The following is a 15,032-nucleotide window of genomic DNA, read 5'->3' as shown; positions in this document are numbered from 1 at the left end:
GCGGGCAAACCGCCTTGCTGCTTCACGACGAGCGGCGCATGGAGGAAAGAGTGGACATCGCGGTTTCACTACTCACGAAAGAACAATCATGATCAAGATGTCCAAGATGCATCGCCGCGTGGTGCAGGCACATGCCGCCATGCTGGCGCTGGCCGCCCTGCCGGCCCTGGCCCAGACCGACGCCGCAACGCCGGCCCCGGCTGCACAGACTGCGCCTGCACAGGCCGCACCCGTAGCCGAGCTGCAGACCGTCACCGTGACGGCCCAGCGCCGCAGCGAGAACATCCGCGACGTGCCGCTGGCCGTGAGCGCCCTGCGCGGCGAAAAGCTCGACGTGCTGAACTCGGGCGGCCAGGACATTCGCCTGCTGGCCGGCAAACTGCCGAGCCTGAACGTGGAATCGTCGAACGGCCGTACCTTCCCGCGCTTCTACATCCGCGGCTACGGCAACACCGACTTCAACATCTTCGCCTCGCAGCCGGTCTCGCTGATCTATGACGACGTGGTGCAGGAAAACCCGATCCTGAAAGGCTTCCCGATCTTCGACGTGGCCAACGTCGAGGTGCTGCGCGGCCCGCAGGGCACCCTGTTCGGCCGCAATACTCCGGCCGGCGTCGTGAAGTTCGAATCCGAGAAGCCGCGCCTGGGCAAGACCGAGGGTTACTACAACGCCTCGATCGCCACCCATAAAACCGTGAACGTCGAAGGCGCCGTCAACGTGCCGCTGTCGGACACCGTCGCCATGCGCGTGTCGACCCTGCGCCAGCACCGCGACGACTACGTCAAGAACTACGGCGACCTGGCCCAGACCCAGTATCGCGGCAAGCTCGACGGCTACAACGAACACGCCGAGCGCGTGCAGTTCCTGTACCAGCCGGACGCGGACTTTAACGCCCTGGTCAACATCCACCAGCGCAGCACCACCGGCAGCGCCCGCCTGTTCCGCGCCAACCTGATCCGCCAGGGCAGCAACGACATCGCCGACGGCCTGGACCTGGACCGCATCGTCACCAACGCGTTGAACGACCAGCGCCTGGGCACGCGCGGCGCCAACGTGCGCATGAGCTGGAACCTGGGCGACTACCGCCTGCATTCGGTTACCGGCTACGAGACCGTGGGCGAGTACTTCAGCCGTGGCGACATCGACGGCGGGATCCCGGCCGGCCCGGGCCGCGTTCCGTTCCAGGTCGAAACCGCGAGTAACCTCGACCGCCTGGAGCAGTACAGCCAGGAATTCCGCATCGAATCGCAGTACGCGGCGCCGCTGAACTGGCAGGCCGGCGTCTACTGGTTCGAGGAAAGCGCCACCGGCGGCAGCGACGGCTTCAACAGCGCCACCGGCGCGCGCATTTCCAGCTTGGCCAGTCGCCAGGAAAACGAAGCCTGGGCCGTGTTCGGTTCGGCCACCTACCAGGTGTCCCCAGTCTTCGACCTGCGCGCCGGCCTGCGCTACACCAAGGACGAGAAGGACTTCGCCACCGTGCGCGCCGTGAACTCGCCGCAAGTGGGCGCCACCTCGGTCAGCACCAGCAAGGGCAAGATCAGCTGGGACCTGAGCGGCACCTACAAGCTCACGCCCGACGTCAACGTGTACGGCCGCGTGGCCACCGGCTTCCGCGCCCCGAGTATCGCCGCCGCCTCGGCGTCGGTGCCGATCACCGTGGCCGATGCCGAAACCATCACCTCGGTCGAAGCCGGCGTGAAGGCCGATCTGTTCGACCGCCGCGGCCGCGTCGCCTTCTCGGTCTACGACTACACCGTCAAGGACCAGCAATTGACCGCCGTCGGCGGCGCCTCGAACGCCAACCAGCTGCTGAATGCCGACAAGACCAAGGGCCGTGGTGTCGAGCTCGACGTTGAAGCGGCGATCAGCCCGTCGCTGCGCCTGACCGCCAGCACCAGCTACAACTTCACGGAAATCCGTGACGCCGCCCTGGTCGTGGCCAGCTGCAGCGCCGCCTGCACGGTGCGCGATCCGCTCGCCGCCGCCGGCCGCGTTTTCGTCGACGGCAACATGCTGCCGCAGGCGCCGCGCTGGATCGTGAACGCCACCGCGCGCTACAGCGTGCCGGTCGCCGACGGCGAATTCTTCGTGTTCACCGACTGGTCGTACCGCAGCAAGGTCAACTTCTTCCTGTACGAAGCCGCCGAGTTCACCGGCAAGCCGCTGACCGAAGGCGGCCTGCGCCTGGGTTATACCTGGGCCAACGGCAAGTACGAAGCCGCCGTGTTCGGCCGCAACATCCTCGACGAACGCCGCATTACCGGCGCCATCGACTTCAACAACCTGACCGGTTTCACCAACGAACCGCGCACCTGGGGTGTGCAATTCAAGGGTAACTTCTAATTACAGGAACCTGACACAGCACAAGGCCGCGAGCGATCGCGGCCTTTTTTTATGCATGTTGGGAGAGGAAATATCTTGTCTTATGCGCAAGGTAATTGATGTTGTCACTTAATAATGAAAATGGGCCATATGTTATTTGACGTACATACGAATGTGGCAAATATTCCATGTTTTTGTTAAGTCAAGCACAGAAAACGTTGTGAAAGTGCCTCACACGATTGGAAATTCCCCTCATGCATATTTACTCGAGAGTAGTCTTTCCAAGCCGCCAGCAGAGGGCAACTCCGGTAGAAGATGACCGGAGATACATAAACAAGGCATCTCGCCTTGACGGAAAACTACACAAAAGGACGAACCATGAAGTCGATGCAATCGCTTTATCCGAGCCTGTTGAAAGTCACCGCTGCACTGGCCGTCGTCGTGGGCCCGCTCCACGCCTCGGCCGCTGTTCCCGACGCCGTTCCCGGCGCCGCCACGGAGCAGCAATACATCCTCCATACCGACCGCATGATCGTGAAGTACAAGGATGCGAAAGTCGTGAACGGCCGCGCCATGGTGCCGGCCGTGACGGCGGCGCGCCAGTCGGTTGCCGACCGCGCCGGCCAGGACTACGGCGTCAAGCTGCAGGCCCTGCACGGCATCGCCACCGGCGCCAACGTCATGAAGCTGAGCCGCAAGATGGCGCTGACCGAAGCGCGCGCGCTGGCCAAGGAAATGATGGCGCGCGATCCGCAGATCGAGTACGCGGAACCGGACCGCATCATGACCAAGATGATGACGCCGAACGACCCGCGCTACAGCGAGCAGTGGCACTACTTCGACGCGACCGGCGGCCTGCGCCTGCCGGCCGCCTGGGATAACTCGACCGGCGCCGGTATCCGCGTGGCCGTCATCGACACCGGCTACCGTCCGCACGTCGACCTCTCCGGCCAGTTCCTGGCAGGCTACGACTTCATCTCCGACACCGCCGTCTCGAACGACGGCAACGGCCGCGACAGCGACGCTTCCGACCCGGGCGACGCCGTCACCGCCGGCGCCTGCTACGCCGGTTCGCCGGCATCGAGCTCGAGCTGGCACGGCACCCACGTGGCCGGCACCATTGCCGCCGCCACCAACAACGGCGTCGGCGTGGCCGGCGTCGCCTTTGGCGCGAAAATCGTGCCGGTGCGCGTGCTCGGCAAATGCGGCGGCTACACCTCGGACATCGCCGACGCCATCGTCTGGTCCTCGGGCGGCAGCGTCAGCGGCGTGCCGAACATCGCGGCCCGCGCCCACGTGATCAACATGTCGCTCGGCGGCGGCGGCGCCTGCGACACCACCACCCAGAACGCGATCAACAGCGCCCGCTCGCGCGGCACCGTCGTGATCGTTGCTGCCGGCAACGAGAACCAGAACGCCTCGAACGCCAGCCCGGCCAACTGCTCGGGCGTGGTGACCGTGGCCGCGACCACCAAGGCCGGCGGCCGCGCTTCCTACTCGAACTACGGCACAGTGGTCGACGTGGCGGCACCTGGCGGCGGCACCGGCGGCGGCGTGCTGTCGACGCTCAACAGCGGCACCAACGGTCCTGGCGCCGACACCTACGCCTCCTACCAGGGCACCTCGATGGCCACCCCGCACGTGGCCGGCGTGGCTGCCCTGATGCTGGCGAAAAACGGCGCGCTGACGCCGGACCAGATCGAGTCGAAGCTGAAGAGCACGGCGCGCGCCTTCCCGGCCACCTGCTCGGGTTGCGGCACGGGTATCGTCGACGCGGCAGCGGCCGTGGCTTCGGCTACCTCCGGCGGCGGCACCACGCCGACCGGCCCGACGATCGCCGAAAGCGAATCGAACAACACGATCGCCACCGCCGACGTCGTCAGCACCGCCAACACGACCGTGACCGGCAACATGGGTTCCAGCACCGACAGCGACTACTTCGTGGTCCAGCTGCCGGCCGGTAAAACCCTCACCGCGACCATGACGCCGGGTTCGTCGACCGCCGACTACGACGTGTACATCTACAACAGCTCCGGCACCCAGCTGGCGCTGAGCGAAAACGGCGCCGGCGCGACCGACACCGCTTCGGTGGCCAACACCACCAGCGCCACCGCCGCACGGTATGTGCGCGTCAAGTACTACAGCGGCGGTACGGGTGCGACCAACGGCAAGTACACGCTGAAGTTGGGTTGGTAAGTTTCCGTAAAACAGTCGAGTACCAAGGGTGAAAGACGCGCGGCTTGCCGCGCGTCTTTTTTATTGGGATGTACCACGTACGTTTCGGTGACATGCGGCCGCAACCGTACGGTGGGGGCCTCTCGACCGAAGTGCCCACGCGGAACGATGCGTCATCGGCGGCTGGCGTGATAGTGGTAGCGGTGGCATGTTGATGAGTATCCAAAAGAGAGGTGTTAGCGGCTGCTCTCTTGGAGACGTCAACGATCTTCATGGTTTGGGGCGAGCACTGCAGCCAACACGGTGCCACATTCCGCGTGGGCACGGGGTGCCCACCGTACGGTCGATGTCTGTGGCCCCCGCATCGAATCCCATCCACGAAACACCTTCGGACCTTGCACCAATCCCGAATTGACGAGATACTGTATGGAATGACAGTAGTCGGCCTCCGCCGCCGCCCGAGTGAACGCCCCCGCACGTAAAATCATCCATTGCGACTGCGACTGCTTCTACGCGTCGGTCGAGATGCGCGACGATCCGTCCTTGCGCGGCCGGCCGCTGGCCGTCGGTGGGCGCCAGGATCAACGCGGCGTGGTGGCGACCTGCAATTACGAGGCGCGGCGCTACGGCATCCACTCGGCCATGGCCACGGCCCAGGCCGTCAAGCTGTGCCCGGACTTGCTGATCATTCCGCCTGCGATGGAAAAGTACCGCATCGCCTCCAGGCAGATCATGGACATCTACCGCGACTACACGGACCTCGTCGAACCGCTGTCGCTGGACGAAGCCTACCTGGACGTGACCAACTCGCCGCACTGCAAGAACAGCGCGACCCTGATCGCCCAGGAAATCCGGCGCCGTATTTTCGAGACCGTTGGCATCACCGCCTCGGCCGGGGTGGCGCCGAACAAGTTTGTGGCGAAGATCGCCAGTGACTGGAACAAGCCCGACGGCCTGTTCCTGGTGCGCCCGGACGAGGTGGATGCCTTTGTCGCCGCGCTGCCGGTGAAGAAATTGCACGGCGTTGGCAAGGTCACCGCTGCCAAGATGAACAACTTGGGCCTGCAGACCTGCGCCGATTTGCGCACCTGGAGCCTGCAAAAGCTGCAGGAGCACTTCGGCAGCTTCGGTGCGCGCCTGCACGATTTGTGCCGCGGCATCGATTACCGCGAAGTGAGCCCCGAGCGCGAGCGCAAGTCGATCAGCACCGAGGAAACCTACACGCCCGATATCCCGGATTTGGCGGGCTGCCTGGCGTTGTTGCCCGACCTGCACGAACACCTGCTGGGCCGCATCAAGCGCAACGCTGCCGAAAAATTCATCAACAAGCTGTTCGTGAAGATCAAGTTTTCGGACTTCCAGCAGACCACGGTGGAGTGTGTCGGTTACACGCCACACCTGCCGACCTTTGCCCGGCTGATGGAAATCGGCTGGGCCCGCGCCAGCCGCCCGGTGCGCCTGCTGGGCGTGGGTGTACGCCTTGGCGAAACAGAAAATGTCGAGCAGCTCAGCCTGTTTGACGAACACGCAACACATTGAAAAACCCTCTGTTGCCAGCCGAAAATAGGCCAGCTTCAGCGTGTAGAATGTCGTTCCCCTGAAATACTGAGACAACAGAAAGCAACTATGTGGTTCAAGAATCTTCAGATTTACCGCCTGCCCACCAACTGGGATTTCGCGCCTGAAAAAATGGAAGAGGCGCTGCAGTCGCAGGCCTTTACGCCGGCCAGCAGCAATGAATTGCTGCGCCAGGGCTGGGATGCACCGCGCCCGAACGGCAAGCTGGTCCACGTGGTCAACAAGCAGATGCTGATGATGCTGGGCACGGAAAAGAAACTGCTGCCGAGCTCGGTCATCAACCAGGTGGCCAAGGCCAAGGCGGCCGAACTGGAAGAGCAGCAAGGTTTCCCGCCTGGTAAAAAGGCGATGAAGGAACTGAAGGAGCGTGTCGCCGACGAACTGCTGCCGCGCGCCTTTACCATCCGCAGCAACACCTGGACCTGGATCGACCCGGTCAACGGCTGGCTCGTGATCGATGCCGCCAGCCCGGCCAAGGCCGACGAAGTCATCAAGCTGCTGCTGAAAGCCGTCGACCGCATGCCGCTGGAGTCCTTGCGCGTGCAGCGCTCGCCGGTGGCCGTGATGACCGGCTGGCTCGAGTCCGACGAAGCGCCGTACAACTTCACGATCGACCAGGACACCGAACTGCGCGCCACCGGCGAAAGCCGCGCCGCCGTGCGTTATGTGAAGCACTCGCTGGACCCGGAAGACATCCGCCGCCATATCGCTTCGGGCAAGCAATGCACCCGTTTGGCCATGACCTGGAACAGCCGCGTCTCGTTCGTGCTGACCGAAACCCTGGCGATCAAGGGCGTCAAGCCGCTGGACGTGATCAAGGAAGGCGAAACCGTGACCTACAGCGACGACGAGCGTTTCGACAACGACATCGTGCTGATGACAGGTGAGCTGTCGAAGATGCTGGCCGACGTGGTGGAAGCACTGGGCGGCGAAGCCAAGGCCTGATTCGGACGCCGGCGTCTCAATGCGCCTCTGCGACAAGCCCGGTAGCGAGCAGCTGCCGGGCTTTTTTGTGTGCGCCCAGCATGGGCGCACTCTTGCGGGTGTAAGTCCCGCCGCAAGCTGACCACAGCGAGCGAAGCGAAGCACAACTGCATGAGGGTGACCGAGTGTGGGGAGGAAGTGTGGAGCGAAACTGCGAGCCGATGAACAAGAATCGGATATAAGGCGCTGCCGAGCAGGACGAGCGGGCATGAGACCGCGAAGTTCTTGTGGTCAAGGCGAAGCGGCGTAAATCCGGCGGTTGTGCAGTGAAGGAGTGCGTTCTTACCTGGGGAGATCTCGCCTTGTGCCTGAAAGGGCGACGAGAAAAAAAAATCGGAGCGAGAAGTCAGCAGAGGCCGTAGTAGCTGAGTTTTTTTTTAGCGAAGGGCTGAACGAGTAGGAGTGTCGAACAACTTGTCGATGAATCGTGTAAGGCATCAGATGCCCGCAACAGCGGGGCGGGTCGCGGCAAGGCGGGGTGAAGCCTCATCCCAAGCGATCAGCGATGAAACAAGGTTCCCGCGACAAGACTTGGCAGGCACAGGGCGAGACTTGCTTGCGCAAGCGCTCGCGAGGGAGAACATGCAACGCGCGTGGAAACGCGTGAAGGCGAACAAGGGAGCCGCAGGCGTCGATGGTCTGGACATTGCCCAGACCGGACAGCACCTGAAGCACGCTTGGCCTTTCATCAGGCAGCAACTGATGAATGGCACGTACCGGCCCATGCCGGTACGGCGCGTCGGCATTCCGAAGCCGGATGGAAGCGAGCGTGAGCTGGGAATACCCACCGTGACCGACCGTCTGATTCAGCAGGCACTATTGCAGGTGCTGCAGCCGCTGATCGATCCCACTTTTAGTGAGCACAGCCACGGGTTCCGGCCCGGCCGGCGTGCGCGTGATGCCGTGCTTGCAGCACAGCAGTACGTGCAGGAGGGCTACCGCACCGTGGTCGATGTCGACCTGTCGAGGTTCTTTGACCGGGTCAACCACGACATCCTGATCGACCGTCTAAAGAAACGCGTGAACGACGCTGGAGTCATCCGGCTGGTACGCGCCTACCTGAACGCGGGCATCATGGATGGTGGTGTGGTGGTCGAGCGGGGAGAAGGAACGCCGCAAGGCGGACCGCTCTCGCCGCTGTTGGCCAATGTGCTTCTTGACGAGGTGGATCGGATGCTGGAACGACAGGGCCACCGCTTTGCCCGCTACGCCGATGACTGCAACGTGTACGTGCACAGTCAGAAGGCAGGCGAGCGGGTGATGGCTCTACTCAAGCGTCGATACGACAAGCTGCACTTGAAGATCAATGCATCGAAAAGCGCAGTAAGCCGAGCGTTTGGCCGCAAATTTCTGGGCTACGAATTATGGGTGGCCCCGAGAGGCGAGGTCAAACGCGCGGTGTCGAAGAAAGCGCTGGAAGCGTTCCGGCAAAAGATCAGGCAACTCACTCGCCGATCTGGCGGGCGCAGCATCGGCGAGGTGATTGAAGGCCTGCGTTCTTATGTACTGGGATGGAAAGGCTATTTCGGCTTGGCGCAAACCCCGGGTGTCCTGAATAGACTGGACGAATGGATGCGCCGCCGGATGCGCGCAATCCACCTCAAGCACTGGAGGCATGGACCAAGAATTTGTCGTGAGCTGCTGAAACTGGGGGCGACGCGTAACGTTGCGCTACAGGTGGCATGTAATAGCTGCCGATGGTGGCATAACAGCAGGCTTGGCCTCAATAAAGTGCTGACGATTGCCTACTTCGACCGTCTCGACATGCCTCGCTTCACTTAACCTCAACTACTCGAACCGCCCGGTGCGGACCCGCATGCCGGGTGGTGTGGGAGGGGCCGGTCAGCATGCTGACTGCCCCTATCCCGATTTCTTTTTACAAATATTTACAGATATTATTTCAATAATAAAATTATTATTGGGATGATCTGATGAAAAAAGAGACAGCACGCGCATGGTGCGCCCGTGCAGGCGCGGCCTTGCTGCTGCTTGGCCTGCTTGCCGGCTGCGGCGGCGGTGGCGGCGGTGGCGACACGCCGGTCGCCGTGACGCCGCCGGTTGCCAACAAGGCGCCGGTGCCGGCCATTGCCATGTCCGGGACGGTCGGCGCCGGTGCGGGCAGCGCCGACATTTCCACCTTCACCAACAGCAGCGTCACGCTCGACGCCGGCGCCAGCACCGACCCCGATGGGGATAAGCTGAGCTATGCCTGGACCCTGGTGTCGAAACCGGCAGGCAGTACACTCGTGCTGCCGGGCACGGCCGCCCAGGCTGCCTTCAAGGCCGACATCGCCGGCACCTACGTGGCCAGCGTGCGCGTGACCGACAGCCGCGGCGCCTACGCCGACAAGCAGGTAACGATCCTGGCGAACACGAATGCGCCGGTCACGACCCTGTCGATGAGCGTGAGCTACAGCGCCGTGCCGACCACCCTGGCGACGAAAAGCGTTACCCTCGGCGCCGTCATCCTGGTCGACGCCAGCGCCAGCCAGGACGCCGACGGCGATCCCGTCACTACCACCTTCGACCTCATCGAACGCCCGGCCGCCAGCCGCGCCAGCCTGACCATCGTCGGCAAGACCGCGCGCTTCGTGGCCGACGCGGTCGGCGCCTACAAGATCCGTGCGCGCGCCGCCGATCCTTCCGGCGCCTACAGCGAAACGGTCTATCCGATCGAGGCATTGGGTGATGCTCCGCAGACTGTGATTACCAGCACTGTGACGAACGTCACCGGCGATTCGGGCCAGAACACCGTGCAGGCTTCGATCGGTTACCTGGTTGCGCTCAGCGGCGAAGGCAGCCGCGATCCCGATGGCGGCGCCTTGACCCATGCCTGGAGCCTGGTGTCGCGTCCGGCAGGCAGCACGGCTGCGCTGAGTGTAGTGAATGGCGCCTTCAGCCAGTTCACGCCCGACCTGATGGGTGATTATGTCGTGCGCCTGGTCGCGACCAATCCGAGCGGCGCATCGAGCAGCTACCAGACCACGGTATCGGTACGCAACCGTCCGCCGCAAGCCGTGATCGGCAGCAATGCCACGCCGCAGGCGCTGCCGACCGGCCCGGCCGTGCGCCTGCCGGTCGGTACCACGTTGACCCTGCGCGGCACGTCCAGCACCGATGCCGATGGCGACACGCTGACCTATGCCTGGAGCTTCGCCGACAAGCCGGCCAACAGCACGGCGACCCTGTCGTCGAACAGCGGCGCCACCGTGCAGCTGACCACCGACGTGGAGGGCAGCTACCAGGTGCGCCTGCGCGTGACCGACACGGCCGGCGCCTGGTCCGAAAGGCTGTTGAGCATCAACAGCGGAAATACCGCACCGACCGCGGTGATCGACAAGAGCCGGCTGTCGGTGTTGGCCGGCAACGCCATCGGCGCCTCGGCCTCGTTCAGCTACGACGACGATGGCGATGCGCTCAGCTACAGCTGGGCGATCGACGCGCGTCCGGCCGGTTCGGTTGCCACGATTGCGGCGCCGAATGCGGTGCAGCTGGCGTTCACGCCGGACACGGCCGGCACCTATGTCGCGTCGCTGACCGTCAGCGACGGCAAGAATGCCAGTGTGACCTATATGACGATCAAGGCCTTGTCCAGCGTAACCAGCAACGTGCCGCTGTCTTTCGCACCCTTGCAAATGCGCTATAGCCGCGGCCTCGACCAGTTCGTCGCGATTGCCACCAATCCGAATGCGCTGTACATCGTCGATCCATTCAACGGCGCCACGCGTACGGTGCCGCTGCCGCTGGGCGTGAAATCGTTCAACCTGAGCGCCGACGGCAAGCTGGCGGCAGTGCTGCACGAAGGCATCGTCAGCCTGGTCGATATCGCCTCGGCCACGCTGGTCCGTTCTTCGTTGACCGGCGGGTCGCAAACCGATGCTTTCCCGACCAATGCCGGCTTGATCTACCTGGTAGGACAATCGGGTGGCCAATGGGTCGATCGTTCGGTCTGGATCCTGAATGGCCGTACCGGTGCCGATTTGAGTAATGCCAGTGGGTATTACGGCGGTTCCTACTACGGCACCATGCGCGGCGTGTTCGCGGCCAGCAAGAACAAGGGTTTCGTCATGTCGAATGGCCTGTCGCCATCCGACATCAGTTATTTCGACGTCGATCCGGCCTCCGGCGCCCTGGTGCGCACCGGCGATTCGCCGTATCACGGTGACTATGCGATGAATCTGCCGTTCTACCTGAGCGGGAACGAAGACCTGCTGTTCACGTCGAGCGGCACCTTCTTCCGCACCGACACGCTGCAGTATGCCGGGCGCCTGTCGATGAACGGTCCCTTGCTGTCGATGAGTCATTCGGCGGCGGCGGACGAAGCGCTTGTCCTGTCGAACAGCTATTCGCCACAGGGCAGCTATTCGTTTAACGGCACCGTGACCTACCAGGCAAGCTACCAGCGCTTCATGGGCGCCCTGTTCCTGCCCGATACGAGCATCGCGCTGCCGCTGGTAAACGGCCAGCAGAGTTATGGCATCAATATCTTCCACAGCGCCAACGACAACCACGTCACCCTGGTGCAGACCGGTAGCGACCAGCAGAACGCCTCGGGCATTCGCTACTATCTGGTAACGCGCTGAGCTTGCCAGCCATCCACATGATGGCCGCATGAAAAACGGCCCGGGAAACCGGGCCGTTTTGTTTTAGTAGAGACGCTTACTTGGCCGCCACTTCCTCGCTGGTCGCCGGCTCCTCGGCCTTGCCGTCGGTATAGGTCGCACCCTGGCGGTTCTCGTGCGGCGCCGGCTTGCCCGGCAGCGGCGGCAGGGCCTTGGCCTTTTCCAGGTCGATGCCGGCAATCTCCGCCACACGGCGCCCGTAATCCTCGTCGCAATGCCACAGGTGCCACACCATGCGCAGCTGGATCACTTCCGGACACTGCTTCAAGTCGCCGCCGACGTTGTTGACCAGGTCGTCGCGCTCCCAGTCCTCGAAGGTGCGGTAGCGGTCGCCGGCCTGCTTGTAGTCGGCCGCGGTCGAGGTGGTCTGGTAACGGCCGAGGTGGCCCTCCACATATTGGTGGTAGTCGCGCTGCGGTTGCGGTGCTTCCTGCAGCCCGCCCATCAGGCTCGGCTCGTAGTTGATGTGCTTGCTCTCGCCGCCATCGTCGACGTAATACGCCATCTGGCCGTCGCGCTGGTTGGTCTTGGCGCGCGCCCGTTCCTGCGGTGCGTTGATCGGCAATTGCAGGTAGTTGGGACCGACGCGGTAGCGCTGGGTGTCCGAGTAGGACAGGGTGCGGCCCTGCAGCATCTTGTCGTCGGAAAAATCGATGCCGTCGACCAGCACGCCGGTACCGAAGGCCGATTGCTCGGTTTCCGCGAAGACGTTGTCCGGGTTTTTATCAAGCACCATGCGGCCCGCCGGCAGCAGTGGGAACTGGTCTTCCGGCCAGCGCTTGGTATCGTCCAGCGGATCGAAGTCGAGCTCGGGATGCTCGCCGTCGGCCATGATCTGGATACAGAATTCCCATTCCGGATAGTCGCCCCGTTCGATTGCCTGGTAGAGGTCGCGCGTGGCGTGGCTGGTGTCGTGGGCCTGGATCTCGGCCGCCTGTTGCGTGGTGAGATTGCGCACGCCCTGGCGCGGTTGCCAGTGGAAGCGCACCAGGTGGGCCACGCCTTCGTCGTTCACCAGCTTATAGGTGTTGACGCCGGAACCTTCCATCTCGCGGTAGTTGGCAGGGATGCCCCATGGGCTCTTGACCCAGGTAACCATGTGCAGCGATTCCGGGTGGTTCGCAATGAAATCGTAGAAGCGCCATGGTTCCTGCTGGTTGGTCACCGGGTCCGGCTTGAAGGCGTGGATCATGTCCGGGAACTTGATTGCGTCGCGGATGAAGAAGACCTTCAGGTTGTTGCCGACCAGGTCCCAGTTGCCTTCGACGGTTTTCAGTTTCACCGCAAAGCCGCGCGGGTCGCGTGCCGTTTCCGGCGACTCCTTGCCGCCGATCACGGTCGAGAAGCGGACAAAAGTTGGCGTCTGGACGCCGACTTCGGTGAGTACCTTGGCGCGCGTGTACTTGGAGGCGGGTTCGTCGCCGATCTTGCCATAGGCCTCGAAATAGCCGTGGGCGCCGGTGCCGCGCGCATGGACCACGCGTTCGGGGATGCGTTCGCGGTCGAAGTGGGTGATCTTTTCGATAAACTGGTAGTTCTCGAGCGTAGCCGGGCCGTGCTCACCGACGGAGCGCAGCGACTGGTTGTCGCGCACGGGATGGCCCTGGCGCGTGGTCAGGATGGGACGGTCTGACATGGGAAACTCTCCTCTCTGGACACATTGAGAGAAAAGTATAGGAAGTTCCTCCAGGGGGCAGCGCCCGGCTGCCCTGCGGAAAAACGCAGCCTCTTACAGCGGCTGGAAAACGCCGGCGGCGCGGTTTTTCGTCACGTTGTCCCAGGCAAACACCTGGCCATTCATCGCCACGTAGACGCCGGCCGGCAGGGTTTGCGCCGCGGCGCAGGCAAAGCCGAGGTTGAAGAGGGCGTCGGAGTTGGCGATTTCGTAGGGGATCATGGCGCCGGTCAGCACGATGGTCTTGCCGAGGGGGGCAGCGCCGAGCACGCCGGCGGTTTCGCGCATGGTGTCGGTGCCGTGGACGATGACGATGGCTTTTTCAGGCGAGGCCTGGCACGAGGCCAGCACGCGGGCGCGGTCTTCGTCTCCCATGTCGAGCGAATCGAGCAGGGGCAGCACTTCGAGCTCGACCGAAATCGTCATGCGGGCACGGGCGATGACTGCCGGCAGGTGGCTGTCGGCAAAGCCGAGCACACCGTTCAGTTCATTGTAATGTTTGTCGAAGGTGCCGCCGGTGGCGATGAGGCGCAAAGTCATATCGGTTTGTAAAGGCAGTGAAAAAAGGTGGGTAATGATAGCCGCAAACCGTAGTGTATCCCTATGTGACTGCGCTAGAATCAGCCGGATCGGATGAGTAGACTCCTCTTTTTGCCAGGCACTTGCCTACGATAGAACATGAAAGCCGTTGCACCAGGAACCGTTATTTTTCACCGTCATCGCGGGTATGGCGTGATCACCCACGTCAACCTGCTGACCGGGTGGATTTCCGCGCGTTTCGGCAATGAAGCGCGCACCCTCGACCTGAATCTGTCGAGCGACGAAGTGCAGCACGCGGACGGCGAGCCGATTTTGTTCCGCCGCACCCCGCCCGACCGCATGCCGCACGCGCGCCTGATGGCCGTGGTGCGCGAGCTGCACCAGGCCGGCTACCAGAAGCTGTATCTGTATTCCTGGCCGAAGCCATCCGGCCTGCACTGGCGCTGGCATCTGTTCACCGGCCAGCGCAACTGGATGCAGCGCTCCTGGCGCGAAGGCTGGTATGGCTCGGGCGCCGAGTACAACAACAATCCGGTGCTGGGCTGGGGCGATTCGCCCGGCGCCACGACCGAGGAATTGATCCATGCGCTGGCCAAATTCGACCCGCAAGGCCTGGCGCAGGCGCTGGGGCGCGACGAGGATCACACGGCGTGGTTTGCCGATGTGTGCGATCTGCTGCTGCCGGGGTACATGTACAGCCTGAACATGGAGCGTCCCGCTGGTGGAGGATTGATCGAGGCGCCGCCGGTGCCGATCGTGCCGGTGCGGGCCGGGGTGAAACCGTATGCCGGGCCGGACATCGGCTGGCCGCCGGGCTGGGCGGGATTGTGGACCGGCAGGCATGTGATGCCGGCGCGGCGCATCAAGCTGACGGGTGAGCCGGAGCTGGGCTAATCCAGCCCGATGCCGTGACCGTACGGTGGGGTGTTTGAAGCGGGGGCTTCAAACACGTGCCCACGCGGAACGATGCTTCATGTTAGCGCACGTTACACCCGTGACTTTCACATAATCGAAACGTCTCAAATGATCATTTGGAAACGTTGATGAATGGCTGGCTTGGGTTGTCTGTGCAGTGTTACCACTGTGCGTAGTTCCGCGTGGGCACGGAGTGCCCACCGTACAGTCGATGTCG

9 protein-coding genes are annotated in these 15,032 nt (G+C 63.2%); 7 read left to right on the top strand and 2 right to left on the bottom strand.

The genetic code is table 11. The annotated features are described in order from the left end of the window. Window positions 1-88: 88 nt before the first annotated feature. The 6 genes from ACWYRN_RS07825 (at window position 89) to ACWYRN_RS07800 (ending at window position 11,646) form a co-directional block, all read left to right on the top strand. Window positions 89-2,347, top strand: coding sequence for a TonB-dependent receptor (locus tag ACWYRN_RS07825; RefSeq protein WP_488691885.1), 2,259 nt, complete (start codon window positions 89-91; stop codon window positions 2,345-2,347). A gap of 357 nt (window positions 2,348-2,704) precedes the next feature. After that, window positions 2,705-4,522, top strand: a complete 1,818-nt coding sequence (locus ACWYRN_RS07820) for a S8 family peptidase (protein ID WP_488691884.1) — start codon at window positions 2,705-2,707, stop codon at window positions 4,520-4,522. Between the two features lie 441 nt (window positions 4,523-4,963). Beyond that, window positions 4,964-6,040, top strand: coding sequence for a DNA polymerase IV (gene dinB, locus ACWYRN_RS07815; RefSeq protein ID WP_488691883.1), 1,077 nt, complete (start codon window positions 4,964-4,966; stop codon window positions 6,038-6,040). Between the two features lie 87 nt (window positions 6,041-6,127). Then, window positions 6,128-7,024 (top strand): recombination-associated protein RdgC, encoded by an 897-nt coding sequence (locus ACWYRN_RS07810; protein WP_229436489.1) that lies wholly within the window; start codon window positions 6,128-6,130, stop codon window positions 7,022-7,024. 459 nt (window positions 7,025-7,483) lie between these two features. Continuing rightward, window positions 7,484-8,845, top strand: a complete 1,362-nt coding sequence (ltrA, locus tag ACWYRN_RS07805; protein ID WP_488692788.1) for a group II intron reverse transcriptase/maturase — start codon at window positions 7,484-7,486, stop codon at window positions 8,843-8,845. A 149-nt stretch (window positions 8,846-8,994) separates the two neighbouring features. After that, entirely contained in the window at window positions 8,995-11,646 is a 2,652-nt protein-coding gene (locus ACWYRN_RS07800; protein WP_488691882.1) for a PKD domain-containing protein, read from the top strand. Window positions 11,647-11,722: 76 nt separating this feature from the next. Here ACWYRN_RS07800 and ACWYRN_RS07795 read toward each other — a convergent pair whose 3' ends face one another. Further along, the gene (locus ACWYRN_RS07795; RefSeq protein WP_488691881.1) at window positions 11,723-13,321 is read right to left on the bottom strand and encodes a catalase; all 1,599 of its coding nucleotides are present in this window, start codon (window positions 13,319-13,321) and stop codon (window positions 11,723-11,725) included. Window positions 13,322-13,414: 93 nt separating this feature from the next. Continuing rightward, a complete protein-coding gene (locus ACWYRN_RS07790; RefSeq protein ID WP_488691880.1) occupies window positions 13,415-13,900 on the bottom strand; it encodes an asparaginase domain-containing protein in 486 nt (161 codons plus the stop codon). Window positions 13,901-14,038: 138 nt separating this feature from the next. Here ACWYRN_RS07790 and ACWYRN_RS07785 point away from each other — a divergent pair, with 138 nt between their 5' ends. Then, window positions 14,039-14,794 carry an L-asparaginase gene (locus ACWYRN_RS07785; protein WP_488691879.1) on the top strand — a complete coding sequence of 252 codons (756 nt, stop codon included), beginning with the start codon at window positions 14,039-14,041 and terminating at the stop codon, window positions 14,792-14,794. Window positions 14,795-15,032: the final 238 nt, after the last annotated feature.

The sequence above is a fragment of the Massilia sp. BAP21 genome (assembly GCF_057801335.1).
Note: the sequence above shows the minus strand (reverse complement) of the source record. Positions and strands in the feature narration are given on the sequence as shown.